Origin of the sequence: Rubellimicrobium rubrum, from assembly GCF_006152115.1 — a bacterium.
Lineage (GTDB): Bacteria > Pseudomonadota > Alphaproteobacteria > Rhodobacterales > Rhodobacteraceae > Rubellimicrobium > Rubellimicrobium rubrum.
In genome coordinates this window covers 186,413-201,053 of record NZ_VDFU01000002.1, presented here as the reverse complement: position 1 = coordinate 201,053, position 14,641 = coordinate 186,413, and the positions used below count along the sequence as shown (strand labels likewise).

The window sequence follows — 14,641 nt, the reverse complement described above, 5'->3', positions numbered from 1 at the left end:
TTCCGCAAGGGCATGCTTGGTACGGGTCATGACCCGCAACCCGTTTCCCTGGCTCGTTTCTCTCCTCGTCGTCGCTGCGTCCGCCGCGTGGCTCCTGGCTGATGGTCGCGCTCTGGTTGCGCCATCTGGTCGCATCCTGCTCTGGTACAACGACCCCTGGGGGCCGGAGGGGTCGCAGCACCTGTTCGACTGGTACTCGCCCAGCCACATGATCCACGGCCTGCTGTTCTATGCCGCGCTCTGGCTGGCCGTGTGGCGGCTGCCGCTCGGATGGCGCTTCGCTCTTGCCGTGCTGGTCGAATGCGCCTGGGAGCTCGTGGAGAACTCGGACGCAGTGATCGAGCGGTACCGCACCGCCACCGTCTCCAAGGACTACCTGGGCGACACGGTCCTGAACTCGGTCATGGACGTAGCCTGCATGGCGCTGGGCTTCTGGCTGGCGCGGAGGCTTCCGGTCTGGGCCTCCGTCGCCCTCATCCTGTTCTTCGAGGCGCTGACCGTCTGGCTGATCCGCGACGGCCTCGCCCTCAACGTGCTGATGCTGCTCTGGCCGGTGGACGCGGTGCGGGACTGGCAGGCGGTGGCGGCGAGCTAGGCCGCCTGCATCATTCCCTTGAACAACTCGTCCCGCACGTCGAGAAGCACCTCCTCGCGCGTCCGGTTCTCCGCAGCCGCGAGCCAAGCCAGCACGCTGGCGGGCACCTCGGTCCGAACAAGGTCCGTTTGCGGGATCTTGGAGATGGGGTTCAGCCCCGCCTCGCGGATCTCGGCCTGCATGGCGGTGTCGGTGGGTGGGATGCCGACAAAGCGGGCGTGCACGCCACGGGGGCTCAGCTCCAGGTCCTGCATCAGGGTCAGCATCCGCGCGGCGGCCTTGGAGGTGCAGTAGGCCGTCCAGCCCTCCATCGCCTTGGTGGCCGCCCCCGTCCCGGCGTTCAGGATCAGGCCCCGCGATTCCTCCAACAGGGGCAGGCAGGCCATGGTCACGCGGTGCAGCCCGATGGCGTTTACCTCGAAGGCGGGGCGCAACTCGTCCGCCGAAAGCTCCGTCAGCGGCCCGATGGTCGAGATCAGCCCCGCGTTGTTCACCAGCACGTCGAGCCCGCCCAGGGTCTCGCGCAGCCGCGCCACCGCCGCCTGCACTGATCCATTGTCGGTGACATCCAGGGGCACGACCTCCGCCCCGGCGGGCAGCGTCTCGACCTGATCGTGGACGCCCGCGACGACCCGCGCGCCCCGGTCCACCAGAACGCGCACCAGCGCCGCGCCGATGCCGCGCCCGGCTCCAGTCACGAATACACGCCGCCCGGACAGGTCGGGGACGGGGATGGGACGCAGATCGAACATTTCTCTTGACCCCGGATGTTGGCGGCAGGTTAATTGGTCTGACCAATTCGATACGACGCGAAAGAAGCCCTGTCAAAGGGATCGCGTCAGGGGGAGGATACCATGACCCGCATCGCGCGGATCGAGCCCATTCACATCGCCTATCCGGACTCGAACGACTTCAACACGACGCGGCGCACCGTGCTCGTGAAGGTCGAGACGTCCGACGGCGTGGTCGGCTGGGGCGAATGCATCGCCATGTGGCCCGAGGCCTGCAACGCCGTCTGCACCGTCATCAACGAAGGCTTCCTTCCGCTGCTACGGGACCACGAGGCCGAGGACATCGACGGCGCCTGGACCCTCATGCGCCGCCACGTCTTCTGGTACGGGGAAGGGGGAATCGCCTCGCTCGCCATCTCGGGCATCGACATGGCGCTGTGGGACATCCGGGGAAAGGTCGCGGGCAAGCCGCTCTATGAACTGTTCGGCGGCCTCCGGCAGGAGCGGCTGCTCGCCAACGCCTCGGCCCACGTCAACAAGCGCGGCATGGACGCCTGCGTGGAGGAGGTGGCGGGCTTTTTCGCCGCCGGGTTCCGCTCCACCAAGCTCGGCTTCGCCAAGAAGGGCGAATCCAACATCGGCGGCGACCCCGACACGGACGTGGAGTTCGTGCGGCGCCTGCGCGAACGGCTCGGCCCCGATGCGGGCATCCTGATCGACATCGGCAACGGCGTGCGCTGGGACGCGGACACCGCCATCGACGTGGCCAACCGCATGGCCGAACAGGAGATCGGCTGGTACGAGGAGCCGCTGTATCCGACGGACGACGCGGGCTACCGCAAGCTCCGCGCCAGCACCTCCCTCCGCCTCGCCTCCGGAGAGAGGGAGTTCACCGAGGCCGGCTACCGTCGCCAGATGGAGTTCATCGGGGCCATCGACGTCTATGGCGTGGACCCCGCGCGGGTCGAAGGGATCACCGGCTTCCGCCGCGTGGACGCGCTCTGCACCCAGCATGGCAAGGTCATCAACGCCCATGCCTGGTCCACGGCCATCACCACCGCGGCCTCCCTGCACCTGTCGCTGGCCTCTCCGAACGCCGAGATCTTCGAGTTCAAGCCCTTCCCGGTCGTCGTGCAGGACGAGATCGTGACCGAGAAGATCTGGCACCGCGACGGCTGGGCCTACCCGCTGACCGGCCCCGGCCTCGGCATCGAGGTGCGCGAGGACGTGGTGCGGAGGATCGCGGCGTGACGACCCGCTGGGGCCTCCGGAAGCCGACCGAGGCGGACATCCGCCAAGGCGGCTTCTCGACGCCCTGGGACGCGCCGATGGTCCCGCCGTTCCCCTTCCGCTTCCGCAATGCGGAGATCCTGACGCTCTACTGGCGCACGGACCCGGAGGCGCTGACCTTCCTGCTGCCCCCGCCGCTTCAGCCCACGGGTGACGTGGCCTGCGTCCACATCTACCGGATGACCGACACCGACTGGCTCGGCCCCTACCACGAGGCCAATGTCATGGTCGGTGCCCGGCTCGGGGATCGCGAGGGGGCGTACTCCCCCTACCTCGCGCTGTCCTCGGACGTCGGAGTCGCGCATGGGCGCGAGGTCCACGGGCAGCCCAAGAAGCTTGCCAGCCCGTCGCTGGAATTTCGCGACGACCTCGTCGTGGGCCGGATCGAGCGGAACGGCATCGACGTGCTGACCGGGACGCTCCCCTACAAGCAGCAGGCCGTGACCCCGGACGCGCTGAAGCCCTTCTTCGATTTCGCCACGAACCTCAATCTCAAGGCCGTGGACCACATCGACGGGCGGCCCGCCATCCGCCAGATCACCTCGCGCCGCCTGTCCGAGGTCACGGTCCACGAGGCCTGGGCCGGACCGTGCACCGTGGAGCTTCGCCCCAACGCGCAGCTTCCCGTCTTCCGCCTGCCGGTGATGGAGCCTCTCCAAGGCTTCCTCTGGCGCGCGGACTTCACCCTCGTCCCCGGCGAGATCATCCACGATTACCTTACGGAGGCCGCATGAAGGTCGTCGTCACCGACACTACCTTCCCGACCCTCGACCAAGAGGAGCGGGCCGCGCGAAAGGGCGGGGCCGAGTTCGCCCGCTTCCAGGCCAGGACCGCCGAGGAGGTGGCCGAGGCCGTCGCGGGCGCGAAGGTCGCGCTGGTCCAGTTCGCCCCCTTCACCGAAGCCGCCGCCAAGGCCATGGCCCCCGGCGGCACCGTGATCCGCTACGGCGTGGGCTACGACAACATCGACGTCGCGGCCACGAAGGCGGCGGGGCTCCGGGTCGGCTACGTCCCCGACTACTGCGCCGACGAGGTGGCCGAGCATACCGCCGCCATGGCGCTCGCCATGCTGCGCAAGCTGCCGCAACTCGACGCCTCGGTGCGGGACAACGACTGGGCGGCGGTCAAGGTCTCGCGCCCCCTCAAGCCCTTTGCCGAAACGGTGTTCGGCTTCTTCGGCCTGGGCCAGATCGGGCGGGCGGTGCTGGGGCGGCTCAAGGACTTCGGCTTTCGGTTTGCCGCCTCCGATCCTGGCCTGTCCCCCCAGGACGCCGAGGCGCTGGGCGTGACCCTCATGACGCCCGAGGAGTTGCTGCGCGAGGCGGACGTGATCTCGCTCCACGCCCCCGCCACCGCCGAGACGCGGGGCTACTTCGACGCCCAGCGCCTCGAAACGATGAAGCCGCACGCCATCCTCATCAACTCCGCCCGCGGGCAGCTGATCGACGAGAACGACCTCGCCGCCGCGCTCAGGGCCGGGATCATCGGAGGTGCCGCGCTCGACGTCTTCGGGACCGAGCCGCTGCCCCCCGAATCGCCGTTGCGAAGCGCGCCGAACTGCCTGCTGACCCCGCACGCCGCCTGGTACTCGGACGCCGCGATCGGACGGCTCCAGGGCCTCGTGGCCGAGGACGTGGCCCGCGCGCTACGGGGGGAGGGGCCACGGAAGCCCGTCCCCGGCTGATCCGGTTCCCGGGCGCGGGGCAGGGAGGGAGACCCCGCGATCCGGTCATTCGAAGAACCCCTCCGGGAGGAATGACGATGATGAAGACGCTGGGCCTCGCGGCCCTTCTCGCCACGAGCGCGACCATGGCGCTGGCCCAGGCCAAGACGCTGACCCCGGGCCAGGAGGTGGACATGGTCCTCCTCCCCAAGTTCCTGGGCATCCTGGTGTTCGACCAGGCCCATGAGGGTGCGCAGGAAGCCCATGCCGAGCTTCAGAACCCTGGCGAGCTGCTGTTCCAGGGCCCGACGCCCGAGAACTCGGTCGCAGGCCAGATCGAGATCATGACCACCGCCGGGACGCAGGGCGTGGGCGCGGTCATGCTGTCCAACAACGCGGGCGACCAGATCGTCCCCGCCGCCCAGGCCGCCGCCGAGTCCGGGACCAAGATCGTGACCTGGGACAGCCCGATCCCCAACGGCGAAGGCGAAAGCGTCTTCATCGCCCAGGTGGACTTCGAGGAGACCGGCCGCGTGATGGCCGACATGGCCCACGAGATCATGGGCGGCGAAGGCCAGTTCGCGGTCCTCTCGGCCTCCCCGGACGCCGCCAACCAGAACGCCTGGATCGCCTCGCTGGAATCGGTGCTGGCCTCGGACGAGAAGTACGCCAACCTGGAACTGGTCGAGACGGTCTACGGCAACGACCAGTCCGAGGAGAGCTACAACCGCGCGCTGGCGCTGGTGGACTCGCACCCCGACCTCAAGCTCATCATGGCGCCCACCACGGTCGGCATCCAGGCCGCCGCCAAGGCGATGCAGGACGAGGGGCTCTGCGAGCAGGTCAAGGTCTCGGGCCTCGGCCTGCCCGCCGAGATGGCGAGCTACAGCCTGAACGGCTGCGCGCCGCAGTTCGCGCTCTGGGACTTCCGGGACCTCGGCTACCTCACCTACCAGGTGGCCTATGGCCTCGCGACCGGCCAACTGACCGGCGAGGAGGGCGAGACCTTCGTGGCGGGCCGGATGGGCGAATACACCATCGAGGCCGATCCGGGCCGCGAGGGCGCCAAGCGCGTCCTGATGGGCCCCTTCACCGTCTACACGGCCGAGAACGTCGAAGCCGCCGCCAACTGACCCCCGGCGGGACGGTCCCTTTGGCGGACCGTCCCCCCAGTCCCGGAGCCATCCCATGGCCGTTCCCGTCCTCGCCCTTCGCGACGTGTCGAAACGCTTCGGCGCGACCCAGGCCCTGTCCGGCATGACGCTGGAGCTGTTTCCGGGCGAGGTCCACGCCGTCGTGGGCGAGAACGGGGCGGGCAAGTCCACCATGATCAAGGTCATGACCGGCGTGCACGAGCCCACCTCCGGCACGGTCGAGGTGGACGGCCAGACCGTAACGCTCTCCGGCCCCCGTGATGCACGCTCCAGGGGGATCAGCGCCATCTACCAGGAGCCGATGGTCTTTCCCGACCTCGACGTGGCCGAGAACATCTTCATCGCCGCGACCGACCTCGGGTTGGTCCAGCGCAAGGGGCTGCTGCGCGAACGGGCGGCGCAACTGATCGCCCGCATCGGCATGACGCTTGACCCCGACCGGGTGGCGAGCGGCCTCACCCTGGCCGAGCAGCAGGCCGTGGAGATCGCCCGCGCGCTGAGCCAGGACGTCCGCGTCCTCATCATGGACGAGCCCACGGCCTCCTTGTCGGCCCACGAGGCGGGGCGGCTGCGGCGCATCGCGCGCACGCTGGCCTCCGAAGGCGTGGCCGTCGTCTACATCTCGCACCGCCTGGAGGAGATCTTCGACATCGCCCATCGGGTGACGGTGATCCGCGACGGCCGCCACATCTCGACCCGCCCCATCGCCGAGGTCACGCCCCAAGGCATGATCGCCGAGATGGTGGGCCGCGAGGTCGGCAATTACTTCCGCAAGGACGCAAGCCACGCCACGCCCGAGGTGCTGCTCTCTGTCCGGGGCCTGTCGCAGGAGGACGCCTTCGAGGGCGTCTCCTTCGACATCCACCGGGGCGAGGTGCTGTGCATGGCGGGCCTGATCGGCGCGCGGCGCACCGACGTGGCGCTGTCCCTGTTCGGCATCCATCCCGCCACGGGCGGCAGCATCGCCTGGAAAGGCCGCGAGGTCCGCGTCGGCTCCCCGCGCGAGGCGATGGCGCTGGGCCTCGCCTATGTGTCCGAGGACCGCCGCAAGCTCGGCCTCGCCATGCCGCTGTCGATCCGGTCCAACGTCACGCTCGCCACGCTGGGCAAGGTGCTGACCCGTTGGGGCCTCGTGCGCGAGGGGCGCGAACGGTCGGTCACGAACCGGTACCGCGAACGGCTCAACATCCGCATGGCCGACGCGGACACCCCCGTGGGCAAGCTTTCAGGCGGCAATCAGCAGAAGGTCATGCTGGCCAAGTGGCTGGAGACCGAGCCGCAACTCCTCATCTTCGACGAGCCCACGCGCGGCATCGACGTCGGCGCCAAGGCCGAGGTGCACGACCTCATACGCGACTTCGTGCGCGGGGGCGGCGCGGCGCTCGTCATCTCCTCGGACCTGCCCGAGGTTCTGGCGCTGGGCGACCGCATCCTCGTCATGCGCGAAGGGCGGCAGATGGGCATCCTCGCCCACGAGGAGGCCACGCAAGAGGCGATCATGCGCCTCGCCACCGGGCAGGAGGCTGCCGCAGCATGACCCGCCTTTCGCCCGGAACGCTCCGCATCCTGGCCCTGCTCCTCGTCCTCGTGCTCGTGGGCGCGTTCTTTGCGAGCCAGATCGACAACTACCTGAACGCGCGGCTGTTCAACCGCATCTCGTCCTCGGTCGCCATCGTGGCACTGATCGCCTGTGGGCAGACGCTGGTGATCCTGACGCGCAACATCGACCTCAGCCTCGGCGCGATCGTGGGCTTCTCGGCCTACGCCACCGGTGCTCTCGTGACCACCGCGCCGGACCTGCATCCCATCCTGCTCGCCTTGGGCTCGCTTGCCATCGGGGCGGGGTTCGGGCTCGTGAACGGTCTCCTCGTGGCCTATGCCGGGGTGCCGTCGATCATCGTGACGCTGGCCGCCATGGCCATCTTCCGCAGCGCGCTGGTCGAGTTCTCGGGCGCCCAGAGCATCACCACCGACGACCTGCCGCAGTGGCTCGTGGACTTCCCGAACCTGCCGCTCTTCACGGTCGCGGGGCTGCAGTTCCGCGCGGCCTTCGTCGCCGCCGTGGTGATCGTGGTTCTCGTCCACCTCGCGCTCACCCGGCTGCGTCCGGCCCGCGCGCTTTATGCCGTGGGCTCCAACCCTGACGCCGCCGAGATGGCGGGCATCGACGCGCGCCGCACGGTGCTGGCGGCCTTTGTCGCGGCTGGCGCCTTGGCGGGGCTCGCCGGGCTCTTCTTCCTCGCGCGCTTCGGCAACATCACCGTGGTCGCGGGCCTTGGGTTCGAGCTGAAATCCATCGCCGCCGCCGTGCTGGGCGGGGTCAGCATCAATGGCGGCTCGGGCTCGGTCATCGGCGCGCTGATCGGCGCGGTCCTCGTGGACCTGATCGAGAACTCTCTCGTCCGCTGGGACGTGGTGTCCGAGTTCTGGCGCGAGGCGGTGCTGGGCCTCCTTATCCTGTCGGCGGTCACGGCGGACGCGCTCCTGATGCGCCGCCTGACCCGCCTGCGCATCCGGCGCGAAAAGGCCGCCGCGCCCGCCACAAAGGAGGCCACCCCATGACCCGCATCCTCGGCCCCTGGGAGACGTTCCTCCTTGTCGTGCTGGTTCTCATCTACGCCGCGAATGCCTGGATCAGCCCGGAATTCCTGACGCTCCAGAACCAGGTCAACCTGTTCCAGCTGTCCATCGAGAAGGTCACCATCGCCCTGGTGATGGCCTTCGTCATCATCAACGCCGAGATCGACCTTTCCGTGGGCTCCATGATGGGCCTGTCGGCCTGCGCCTTTGCCACGCTGGTGGGCGAGGCGGGCGTGCCCGCCGCGCTGGCCTGCCTCCTCTGCCTCGGGGTCGGGCTCGCGGGGGGCTTCCTCAACGGCTGGTTCGTCGCGCGGATGGGGCTGCCATCTCTGGTCGTGACGCTCGCCACGCTGATCGGCTTTCGAGGCGTGGCCCGCATTCTGCTGGAGGACCGCAGCATCGGCAGCTTCCCCGACTGGTTCGCCGCGCTCGGCCAGCGCGGGCTCATTGGACCGATCCCGCTTGGCCTCCTGTCCTTCGTCCTCCTGTTCGTGCTGCTTTATGTCGTGCTCGAACGCGGGGGTTTCGGGCGCAAGACCTATGTCATCGGCGTCAGCCGCGACGTGGCCGAGTTCGCGGGCCTCGACACCGCCCGGCACAAGATCCTGATCTTCATGGCCTCGGGGCTGGTCGCGGCCTATGCCGGGCTTCTTTTCGCGGCGCGGGTGGGTGCGGTCCGGGGCGACGTGGGGCAGGGGTTCGAACTGGACATCATCACCATGGTCCTCCTGGGCGGCGTCAGCATCTTCGGCGGCTCGGGGACGCTGACCGGGGTAGGGCTTGCCATCCTGATCGTGCTGTCCCTACGCAACGGCATGTCACTGATGAACGTCACCGGCCACATCCAGACGGGCGTGGTGGGCCTCCTCCTCATCGCCTCGGTCCTGATCCCGCGCCTGGGCACGCGCCTCGCGCGGAGGTCGCCGGCATGAGCCTCCCGTCCCTCGACACCCCCATCCAGCGCGAATCCGTGGCCGAGCAGGTCGCGCGCCGCATCCTCGACCTCGTCGTGGCGCGGCAGCTTCGTCCCGGCGACCAGCTTCCTCCCGAACGCGACTTGGCGGAGTCGCTGGGTGTCTCCCGCCCCTCGGTGCGCGAGGCGATCCGGGGCCTGTCAATCCTGGGGGTCGTCCGGTCCCGGCAGGGCGGCGGCTCCACGATCTCCGCGCTCGACGCGCAGGCGCTGTTGTCGCCCATCCAGTTCTTCCTGGCTCTGGAGGAGGGGAACATCCGCGCCCTCTACGACGCGCGCTCCCTCATTGAAAGCGACGTGGCCCGGCGCGCGGCGGTCAGCATGGACGACGCAGCGCTCGACCGGCTCGGGGCCATCCTCCTGGCGCAGGAGGGCACGCTGCGGGACGCCACCGCCTTCCGCGCCTCGGACTTTGCCTTCCACGAGGCGATCTGGCAGGGATCGGGCAACCCCTTCCTGCGCCGTATCGGCGAAAGCCTGAACGTCTTGGGGCTGGAGGTCCGCAAGCGAGCCTCCGAGACGGCGGGCGTGCTGGAGCAGAGCTTCCTCGACCACGGCCGCCTTCTCGACGCGCTCAAAACCCGCGATCCAGAGGCCGCCGCGCGGGCGGCCGAGGCGCATATGCAGAACGTCTATCAATCCACCATCGGGCAGGAGGGGACATGACCGCACGGATCGGCGTGGTGGGAATCGGCTGGTGGGCGGTGTTCATGCACATCCCCACCCTTCAGGAATGCGAGGGCGTGGCGGTCGTGGCGCTCTGCGACCTCGACCCGGAGCGGCTGCGGATCGCGGGCGACCGCTTCGGGGTCAAGGGGCGCTACGCCGACCTCGACCGCATGCTCGCGCAGGAACGGCTCGACGGCCTCGTGGTGGCGACCCCCCATGTCGCTCATGCCGGGCCCGCCATCGCGGGGCTGGAGGCCGGGTGCCACGTCCTTGTCGAAAAGCCCATGGCGACCGCCACACAAGACGCCCGCGCCATCGCCGCCGCCGCCGAACGGTCCGGGCGCGAGGTGATCGTGCCGACCGGGCTCAACTTCACCCGCTTCTCGGCCAAGGCCGCCGAATGGGTGCGGGGCGGGCGGATCGGCCAGCTTCGCCACGTCGTCTGCCAGATGGGCTCGCCGCTGGACGACCTGTTCGCCGGCAGGCCCATGGCCGAGACGGAGGACCACGTCTTCCGACCACCGCCTTCCACCTGGGCCGATCCCCGGCGGGCGGGGGGCTACGGCTGGGGGCAGCTGTCCCACGCGCTGGCCTGGGTGTCCTACGTGACCGACGCCGGGCTCGAATCCCTCGCCTGCCTCGACGTGAAATCCCCAACGGGCGTGGACTACTACGACGCCGCCATGGGCCGCTTCTCGGGCGGTGCGACCCTGTCGCTGTCCGGGGCGGCGACGGTGCCCAAGCATGTCGGCATGCACACCGATGTGCGCCTTTACGGGACCGAGGGGATGGTCACCTTCTCCAACCTCCCCGCCCGGCTGGAGCTGCGCCGCCATGACGGCCACGACGAGGCGATGCCTCTGACCGACCTCGAAGGGGTCTATGACGGCTCGCTGCCCGTCCGGGCCTTCGCGCGGCTCTGCGCGGGCGAGGTCGTCGAGAACGCGTCCAACGCCCGCAACGGGCTGCGCGTCACGGCGGCGCTCGACGCACTCTACCGCTCGGCGGCCTCGGGCCGGATCGAACCCACCGGGCTTGGCTGATGCGCCTGTCCGTCACCTCCTGGTCCTTCCCGGCGCTGACGCTGCCCGAGGTCGCGGGGGTGGCGAAGGCGCTCGGCATCCCGGCCATCGACGTGGGGCTGTTCTACCGCTCCGCCATCGACAAGGCCGGGATCCTGTCGGACCCAAAGGCGGCGGCGGAGCGGCTGTCGGGCTTGGGCGTCGGCATCGCCAACTACTACCACCTGTTCGGGGACGGCCTCGGCGACCGGAACCTCGCCCTCCCCGGCACGGCCGAGGCCAACGCCCGCGATCTCGAACAGGTGCTGGCCTTCGCCGAAGCGGCAGGCATCCCGACCGTCTTCCTCCTCCCCGGCATCGTGAACCCCGGCCAATCGCGCGAGCAGGCGGCGCGGGTCGCCACTGACAACCTGCGCGTCCTGCTCGATGTACCGGGCGCCCGCGACCGCATCTGCATCGAGCCGCACGTCCAGTCCTGGGCCGAAAGTCCGGCTCTCGTCCGCCGTCTGATCGACGGGACGGGTGTGCGCCTCGCGCTCGACTACGCCCACTTCGCCTGCTTGGGCTACCGGCAGGAGGAGGTGGACCCGCTCGCCCCCCACGCCGCCCATGTCCACCTGCGGCAGGCGAAACCGGGGGCGCTTCAAGCCAAGTTCGCGCAAGGCACGCTGAACTTCTCCGCCATGTTCGGCACCCTGCGCGATGCAGGCTACGACGGCTTCCTCGCGCTCGAGGCGGTCCACCAGGATTACATGGGCACGCTTTACGATGACGTGCTGACCGAAACGGTCGCCCTGCGCGACGCATTCCACGCATGGGAGGGGAACGCCTGATGGCCAGCTACGCCTGGGTGCTCGAAGTCCGGCCGGGCTACGAGGAGGAATACAAGACGCGCCACGACGAGATCTGGCCCGAGATGACCGAAGCGCTCCAAAAGGCTGGCCTCCGCAACTACAACATCTTCCGCCACGGCCTGACGCTGTTCGGGTATTTCGAATGCGACGACCTGCCCGCGCTGCAAAAGGCCATCGCGGCCGATCCGGTGAACAAGCGCTGGGGCGAATGGATGGCCCCGATCATGAAGGTGGAGACCGACCCGGCCACGAGCTTCCCTTATCTCCTCCCCCAGCAGTTCCACATGGACTGATGCGGTCCACAACCGTAAGCTGTGTCCCGCCTGCATCGCTGCGCCGCCATTCAGCGCGCGGACCTCGTCTTTTCCTTGCACCCACAGGTCCGCAGGCATCACAATGCCACGATCAACGCCGGTCGAGTCGAAAGGCCGGCGCCTCGGGGCAGGGGGCGCGGAATGGCAAGGATCACGACTGGCTTGGCCAAGGCATCGGCGCTTATGGCGCTGGCCCTTTTGACCGCTTGCGGCGGGGGCGGGACGCACATGGCGTCGCGTGGCTCCTATGCCACGGTCCTGCGCGGTCCCCAGATCCACAGCGCCACCAGCCAGTCCGCTGCCCTGGCGCCCCGGATGTCCGCACCCGCCCGCGTCGCGGCCCCGATCTTCGGCGACGCCAAGCCGGTGTCCTGGCCCGGCCGAACGCCCACCACCCATTCGGTCCACGGCATCGACGTGTCGCGCTGGCAGGGCACCATCGACTGGCCCACCGCCCGCGCCAATGGCGTGAGCTTCGCCTTCATCAAGGCGACCGAAGGCGGCGACCGCAGCGACCCCGGCTTCGAGGGGCACTGGCGCGGGGCCGCCGCTGCGGGCGTGCCGCGCGGGGCCTACCATTTCTACTACTTCTGCACCTCGCCCGAGATTCAGGCCAACTGGTTCATCGCCAACGTGCCCCGTGAACGCGGCGCGCTGCCGCCCGTGCTGGACATGGAGTGGAACGCCCAGTCCCCCTCGTGCCGCCACCGGCCCGAACCCGCGACGGTGCGCGCCCAGGCTAAGACCTTCCTCGACATCCTGCACAGCCACTACGGCCAGCGCCCGATCATCTACATCACCCCCGACTTCTGGACCGAGAACCAGATGTGGCTCCTCCAGGGCGAGGAGGTCTGGCTCCGCGCCGTGACCCGCCACCCCGAGGAGGCCTATCCCGGTGCGGCCTGGTCCTTCTGGCAGTATTCCGGCACAGGCCTCGTGCCCGGCATCAACGGCCCGGTAGACCTCAACGCCTTTGCCGGCTCGCCCGAGGCCTGGGCCGCTTGGGTCGCCGCCCGCAGCCTCTGACCGGGCGCGTCACCCGGTCGCGCCCTCGGGCCGCCGCTCCCGTCAGGACCGCCGCAACCTTCCCGACCCGTGATGCGTTCGGGAGGCATGTCAGTTCAAAGCATCATCGAGACCGTCGAAGACGCCGACATCGCCGTCGCCCACGAGGCGGCCGAGATCCGGCATCACCCCGTCACCCAGGCCCTTGGCCATCTGAGCGAGGTCGCCGACCAGCCCCCCATGCTCGCGCTGGGCGCGGTCACGCTGGCCGGGGGTCTCCTGTCCGGCGACCGGCGCGTGGCCGAGGCTGGGGCGCGTCTCCTGGCCTCCGTGGCCCTGGCGACCGCCATCAAAACCGCCATCAAGAGAACCGTGGTCCGCACCCGGCCGCATGTGCTGGCCGACGAAGGGCGCTATGAGACGGGCCTGATGGGATCGACGGACGGCCCATTCAGCTCCTTCCCCTCGGGGCATACCGCCGACGCCGTCTCTGCGGCCCGCGCGATGGCGAGGGTCTATCCCGGCGCGGCAATGCCGTGCTATGGCGCAGCTGCGTCTATCGCTGCCATCCAGATTCCGCGCTGCGCGCATTATCCATCGGACATTGCGGCGGGCGCGCTGATCGGCGTGGCGGCCGAGGCCGCGGTGGATCGTCTCTGGCCGCAGGTCGCGCCGGCGCTGGACGTGACCCTGCACGCCCTCGACCGGATCGAGCCGCTCCGCGACGTCAGGCGGCGGGTTGCCGAAGCCGTTCCACGGCCCTGAGCACCAGCGGCGAGAGACCCTCGCCCCCCGCCTCCACATGGCCATAAAGCGCGGTCAGCATCCGCGGCTCCCAAAAGGCCTTGAGATGGCCCGCCACCTCGGCGGCCTGGGTGTCGCCGGGCTGGGTGGCAAAGAAGGTGGCGATCTGGTTCGCCATCCGGACAAGCTTCTGGACGTCAGCGGACAAAGCGGGGCCCCTCCCTGCGGCGGCGGGTGACGATGCGGCGGGGATGGGTGAAGACCTGCACCTCCCCGCGTGAGGTGGATGCAATGGTCAGGTTTGCCTCGTCCGCGATCCGTACGGCCCGCGCGGTGGGCGCGGACACGGCGATCAGCGTCGGGCAGCCTGCCATGACCGTCTTCTGGATCATCTCGACCGACAGCCGAGAGGTCAGCGCGATGGCCCCCATCGCCGGGTCGATGCGGGCCCGCGCCAAAGCCCCGATCAGCTTGTCGAGCGCATTGTGCCGGCCCACATCCTCGCGGGCGATGAGGATGCCGTTCCCCGGCTGCCAGAACCCGGCAGCATGGACAGCCCGCGTCTCGTCATGGAGCGGCTGCCAGTCGCGCAGCTCGCCCAGGGCGAACTTCACGTCGGCGGTAGTTAGGCCCGCATAGGCTTCGGGCAAAACGGGCAGGGGCCGCAAGGCCTGGGCCAGCGAATCGATCCCGCACAGGCCGCAGCCCACCGGTCCCACGCTGGCGCGGCGGCGTGACCGGAGCGCCCGCTCGGCCTCGGGCGGCAGCCACATGCGGGCCTCGATGCCGGGTCCTGACGGGGTGTCGTGGGCCATCACCTCCACATCGGGCAGGTCGTAATGCGGGGCGATCCCTTCGGACAGGGTGAAGCCCAGGGCAAAGTCCACGATGTCGGCGGGCGTCGCCATCATCACGGCCTGCGTCCCGCCGTTGTAGACCAGCGCGATCGGCGTCTCCTCGGGCAGGGTGCGCGAGGCCTGCAGCCCATCCGGCGTCACGGCGCGCACCCGCGCCGTGGGGGCCGAGGCCGGGATCATGCCCGAGATC

General features: G+C 69.6%; 17 protein-coding genes. 14 read left to right on the top strand and 3 right to left on the bottom strand.

Going from position 1 to position 14,641, the window contains the following annotated elements; genetic code table 11:
- Positions 1 to 28 precede the first annotated feature (28 nt).
- Positions 29 to 595: a DUF2585 family protein gene (locus FHG66_RS02565; protein WP_139075124.1), complete on the top strand. Its 567-nt coding sequence runs from the start codon at positions 29 to 31 to the stop codon at positions 593 to 595.
- Here FHG66_RS02565 and FHG66_RS02560 read toward each other — a convergent pair.
- Positions 592 to 1,347 (bottom strand): SDR family oxidoreductase, encoded by a 756-nt coding sequence (locus FHG66_RS02560; protein ID WP_139075123.1) that lies wholly within the window; start codon positions 1,345 to 1,347, stop codon positions 592 to 594. The two genes, FHG66_RS02565 and FHG66_RS02560, sit on opposite strands and share 4 nt — an antisense overlap.
- Before the next feature lie 102 nt (positions 1,348 to 1,449).
- Here FHG66_RS02560 and FHG66_RS02555 point away from each other — a divergent pair, with 102 nt between their 5' ends.
- From FHG66_RS02555 to FHG66_RS02495, 13 genes are all read left to right on the top strand, one after another.
- On the top strand, positions 1,450 to 2,577 hold the full coding sequence (locus tag FHG66_RS02555; RefSeq protein WP_139075122.1) for a mandelate racemase/muconate lactonizing enzyme family protein: 1,128 nt from the start codon (positions 1,450 to 1,452) through the stop codon (positions 2,575 to 2,577).
- A complete protein-coding gene (locus FHG66_RS02550; protein WP_218013778.1) occupies positions 2,574 to 3,350 on the top strand; it encodes an acetoacetate decarboxylase family protein in 777 nt (258 codons plus the stop codon). The genes FHG66_RS02555 and FHG66_RS02550 overlap by 4 nt, the downstream gene beginning before the upstream one ends.
- On the top strand, positions 3,347 to 4,300 hold the full coding sequence (locus FHG66_RS02545) for a C-terminal binding protein (protein ID WP_139075121.1): 954 nt from the start codon (positions 3,347 to 3,349) through the stop codon (positions 4,298 to 4,300). Before FHG66_RS02550 ends, FHG66_RS02545 begins: the two co-directional genes overlap by 4 nt.
- Before the next feature lie 77 nt (positions 4,301 to 4,377).
- Positions 4,378 to 5,412: a rhamnose ABC transporter substrate-binding protein gene (locus FHG66_RS02540; RefSeq protein WP_176556094.1), complete on the top strand. Its 1,035-nt coding sequence runs from the start codon at positions 4,378 to 4,380 to the stop codon at positions 5,410 to 5,412.
- A gap of 55 nt (positions 5,413 to 5,467) precedes the next feature.
- A complete protein-coding gene (locus FHG66_RS02535; protein WP_139075119.1) occupies positions 5,468 to 6,970 on the top strand; it encodes a sugar ABC transporter ATP-binding protein in 1,503 nt (500 codons plus the stop codon).
- Positions 6,967 to 7,995 carry an ABC transporter permease gene (locus tag FHG66_RS02530; RefSeq protein ID WP_139075118.1) on the top strand — a complete coding sequence of 343 codons (1,029 nt, stop codon included), beginning with the start codon at positions 6,967 to 6,969 and terminating at the stop codon, positions 7,993 to 7,995. Before FHG66_RS02535 ends, FHG66_RS02530 begins: the two co-directional genes overlap by 4 nt.
- Complete coding sequence (locus tag FHG66_RS02525; protein ID WP_139075117.1) at positions 7,992 to 8,945, top strand: ABC transporter permease; 954 nt, start codon at positions 7,992 to 7,994, stop codon at positions 8,943 to 8,945. The genes FHG66_RS02530 and FHG66_RS02525 overlap by 4 nt, the downstream gene beginning before the upstream one ends.
- The gene (locus FHG66_RS02520; RefSeq protein WP_139075116.1) at positions 8,942 to 9,652 is read left to right on the top strand and encodes a FadR/GntR family transcriptional regulator; all 711 of its coding nucleotides are present in this window, start codon (positions 8,942 to 8,944) and stop codon (positions 9,650 to 9,652) included. The genes FHG66_RS02525 and FHG66_RS02520 overlap by 4 nt, the downstream gene beginning before the upstream one ends.
- Entirely contained in the window at positions 9,649 to 10,698 is a 1,050-nt protein-coding gene (locus tag FHG66_RS02515) for a Gfo/Idh/MocA family protein (protein ID WP_139075115.1), read from the top strand. The genes FHG66_RS02520 and FHG66_RS02515 overlap by 4 nt, the downstream gene beginning before the upstream one ends.
- Entirely contained in the window at positions 10,698 to 11,510 is an 813-nt protein-coding gene (locus FHG66_RS02510) for a sugar phosphate isomerase/epimerase family protein (protein WP_139075114.1), read from the top strand. The genes FHG66_RS02515 and FHG66_RS02510 overlap by 1 nt, the downstream gene beginning before the upstream one ends.
- Positions 11,510 to 11,824: an L-rhamnose mutarotase gene (locus FHG66_RS02505; RefSeq protein WP_139075113.1), complete on the top strand. Its 315-nt coding sequence runs from the start codon at positions 11,510 to 11,512 to the stop codon at positions 11,822 to 11,824. Before FHG66_RS02510 ends, FHG66_RS02505 begins: the two co-directional genes overlap by 1 nt.
- A 336-nt stretch (positions 11,825 to 12,160) precedes the next feature.
- A complete protein-coding gene (locus FHG66_RS02500; RefSeq protein ID WP_246082435.1) occupies positions 12,161 to 12,871 on the top strand; it encodes a glycoside hydrolase family 25 protein in 711 nt (236 codons plus the stop codon).
- A gap of 87 nt (positions 12,872 to 12,958) precedes the next feature.
- Positions 12,959 to 13,615: a phosphatase PAP2 family protein gene (locus FHG66_RS02495; protein WP_176556093.1), complete on the top strand. Its 657-nt coding sequence runs from the start codon at positions 12,959 to 12,961 to the stop codon at positions 13,613 to 13,615.
- On the opposite strand, the gene FHG66_RS02490 is transcribed toward FHG66_RS02495, so the two are convergent.
- Positions 13,578 to 13,802 (bottom strand): formate dehydrogenase subunit delta, encoded by a 225-nt coding sequence (locus FHG66_RS02490; RefSeq protein ID WP_342777472.1) that lies wholly within the window; start codon positions 13,800 to 13,802, stop codon positions 13,578 to 13,580. The genes FHG66_RS02495 and FHG66_RS02490 overlap by 38 nt on opposite strands.
- Positions 13,792 to 14,631, bottom strand: a complete 840-nt coding sequence (fdhD, locus tag FHG66_RS02485) for a formate dehydrogenase accessory sulfurtransferase FdhD (protein WP_139075216.1) — start codon at positions 14,629 to 14,631, stop codon at positions 13,792 to 13,794. Before fdhD ends, FHG66_RS02490 begins: the two co-directional genes overlap by 11 nt.
- Between the last annotated feature and the right edge of the window lie 10 nt (positions 14,632 to 14,641).

Excerpts from the sequence above, each read along its gene's own strand:
- FHG66_RS02545 (WP_139075121.1), top strand. The coding sequence starts at position 3,347 with ATGAAGGTCGTCGTCACCGACACTACCTTCCCGACCCTCGACCAAGAG.
- FHG66_RS02530 (WP_139075118.1), top strand. The coding sequence starts at position 6,967 with ATGACCCGCCTTTCGCCCGGAACGCTCCGCATCCTGGCCCTGCTCCTC.
- FHG66_RS02510 (WP_139075114.1), top strand. The coding sequence starts at position 10,698 with ATGCGCCTGTCCGTCACCTCCTGGTCCTTCCCGGCGCTGACGCTGCCC.
- FHG66_RS02565 (WP_139075124.1), top strand. The coding sequence starts at position 29 with ATGACCCGCAACCCGTTTCCCTGGCTCGTTTCTCTCCTCGTCGTCGCT.
- FHG66_RS02495 (WP_176556093.1), top strand. The coding sequence starts at position 12,959 with ATGTCAGTTCAAAGCATCATCGAGACCGTCGAAGACGCCGACATCGCC.
- FHG66_RS02520 (WP_139075116.1), top strand. The coding sequence starts at position 8,942 with ATGAGCCTCCCGTCCCTCGACACCCCCATCCAGCGCGAATCCGTGGCC.
- fdhD (WP_139075216.1), bottom strand. The coding sequence starts at position 14,631 with ATGATCCCGGCCTCGGCCCCCACGGCGCGGGTGCGCGCCGTGACGCCG.
- FHG66_RS02500 (WP_246082435.1), top strand. The coding sequence starts at position 12,161 with ATGTCCGCACCCGCCCGCGTCGCGGCCCCGATCTTCGGCGACGCCAAG.
- FHG66_RS02560 (WP_139075123.1), bottom strand. The coding sequence starts at position 1,347 with ATGTTCGATCTGCGTCCCATCCCCGTCCCCGACCTGTCCGGGCGGCGT.
- FHG66_RS02540 (WP_176556094.1), top strand. The coding sequence starts at position 4,378 with ATGATGAAGACGCTGGGCCTCGCGGCCCTTCTCGCCACGAGCGCGACC.
- FHG66_RS02515 (WP_139075115.1), top strand. The coding sequence starts at position 9,649 with ATGACCGCACGGATCGGCGTGGTGGGAATCGGCTGGTGGGCGGTGTTC.
- FHG66_RS02525 (WP_139075117.1), top strand. The coding sequence starts at position 7,992 with ATGACCCGCATCCTCGGCCCCTGGGAGACGTTCCTCCTTGTCGTGCTG.
- FHG66_RS02555 (WP_139075122.1), top strand. The coding sequence starts at position 1,450 with ATGACCCGCATCGCGCGGATCGAGCCCATTCACATCGCCTATCCGGAC.
- FHG66_RS02535 (WP_139075119.1), top strand. The coding sequence starts at position 5,468 with ATGGCCGTTCCCGTCCTCGCCCTTCGCGACGTGTCGAAACGCTTCGGC.
- FHG66_RS02505 (WP_139075113.1), top strand. The coding sequence starts at position 11,510 with ATGGCCAGCTACGCCTGGGTGCTCGAAGTCCGGCCGGGCTACGAGGAG.